This window comes from Clostridium prolinivorans (genome assembly GCF_004011155.1).
GTDB classification, from domain to species: Bacteria; Bacillota; Clostridia; order Clostridiales; family Clostridiaceae; genus Clostridium_AT; species Clostridium_AT prolinivorans.
This window is the reverse complement of record NZ_RJWG01000038.1, coordinates 1-1,886: the sequence shown is the minus strand read 5'-3', so window position 1 is coordinate 1,886 and position 1,886 is coordinate 1. Positions and strand designations below refer to the sequence as shown.

2 protein-coding genes are annotated in these 1,886 nt (G+C 30.2%); both read left to right on the top strand.

Going from position 1 to position 1,886, the window contains the following annotated elements; genetic code table 11:
• The first annotated feature begins 67 nt into the window (after positions 1 to 67).
• On the top strand, positions 68 to 1,375 hold the full coding sequence (istA, locus tag EGD97_RS12195; protein ID WP_127837555.1) for an IS21 family transposase: 1,308 nt from the start codon (positions 68 to 70) through the stop codon (positions 1,373 to 1,375).
• Positions 1,350 to 1,886 (top strand): ATP-binding protein (locus EGD97_RS12190; RefSeq protein ID WP_127837554.1); only part of this gene is annotated, 537 nt, incomplete at its 3' end. The genes istA and EGD97_RS12190, both read left to right, overlap by 26 nt.

Below are 1,886 nucleotides of genomic sequence, written 5' to 3'. Positions count from 1 at the left end.
TATTGTACAAAGTTGCTAATATTTTTATGTACAACATTGACTAAAAATTTTATAGTATTAATGGGTGATGAATATGATTCTAAATATGAACATTAATACTGAAATAGAAATAAAGTCAGTAAAAGATTTATGTAAGTTAAAAATATTGGTGGAGGTTAATAATTTGGATAGACCAAATTTTAGTGAATTAGCAAGAACATTGGGGGTAGATAGACGAACAGCCAAAAAATATTATGAAGGCAATGTAAAAAAGGAGCGAAAGCAGAAAAAATCGAAGATAGATGACTATCATGATATAATCAAATCTTTGCTATCAGCAAAAAATAAACAGGTATTCTATTATAAATCACATCTATATAGATATCTCGTTAGAGAGCATGGTCTTAAGTGCTCTAGGAGTAATTTTAATTATTTTATTTTGAACAATAACAAATTTGCTGATTATTTTAAGCCAAAATCTAAAAGAGAGGCTATAAAATCTGAAACTCCATTTGGCAAACAGGCCCAGTTTGATTGGAAAGAAAAGCTTAAATTTTCATTTAAAGATGGAAGTGAAATGTTATTAAATGTAGGTAGCTTAATATTATCCGCATCTAGATTTAAAGTGTGGACAATTTATCCTTCAACTAGTCAAAATCACTTATTTGATTTTTTAGCTAACGCATTTGAGATATTAGGTGGAGTTCCAGAAGAAATATTAATTGATAATGCATCAACAATGATGGATCAGGCAAGAACTGAACGTTCTGAAGGGAAAATCAATAATAAATTTAAGCAATTAGCCGATGATTATGGATTTAAAATAGTTCCTTGCGTTAGAGCCAGACCTAACACTAAAGCCAAGGTTGAAAATCCAATGAGAATAATTGATGAAATAATGAATTATAATGGCATTATGGAAAACTTAGAGGAGTTACATAAAAAGATGAGTACTATAACAAATGAGGCCAACTCAAGGATATGTCAAGCTACAAACTTGCCACCTATATTAGTTTATAATAAAGAAAAAGAACATCTACTACCACTCCCAAATGATAAAGTATGTTCTTTTTACAAAAACGTCACCACTTCGGCAAAGGTGAATACAAATGCTCTCTTTAAGTATAAACAGAACATGTACTCTGTTCCCCCTAAACTTATTGGTAAAACAATTGTTATAGAAGTTACTGAAAATAACCTCTATGTGTATTATAACAAAAATTTAGTTACAATACACACTATTTCAGAAAATAAAGTTAATTACCATAACGATCATCATGTTCAGCTATTAGGTATGACATTTAAAGGTCAAGATAAAGAAACAGTGTCAGAATATGCAAATAAGCATTTTAAGGAATTGGAGAAGTTTAATGAGCAATTATCAGAAATTATGTGAAAATTTAAAAGACTTGAAATTGACGCAAATAAATTTAAAATTAGACCAATATATAAACAAAGTAAACGAAGGGGAAATAAGTCTGGTAGATGCGCTCTACGAGCTTACAGCAAAGGAAATAGAGGTAAAGAACTTTAATGCTACCAACGCTATGGTAAAAGTGGCTGGGTTTCCTCACTTAAAGGAAATGAAAGATTTTGATTTTGACTTTCAACCTAAAATAAATAAAAAGCAGTTTTTAGACTTTGAAAGTTTAAGATTTTTAGAAAACAACAGCAATATAATTCTAATTGGGAATAGTGGCGTGGGGAAAACCCACCTAGCCACTTCTATTGGCATAGCAGCTGCTAAAAAAAGAATAAGTACATACTTTATAAAGTGCCATGATTTGATTGATCAGCTTAAGAAAGCCTATTTAGAAAATAGGCTTGAAAGCAGGATAAAACATTTTAGTAAGTATAAACTGTTGATAATTGACGAGATAGGTTATTTGCCAATTGGCGAACAAGAA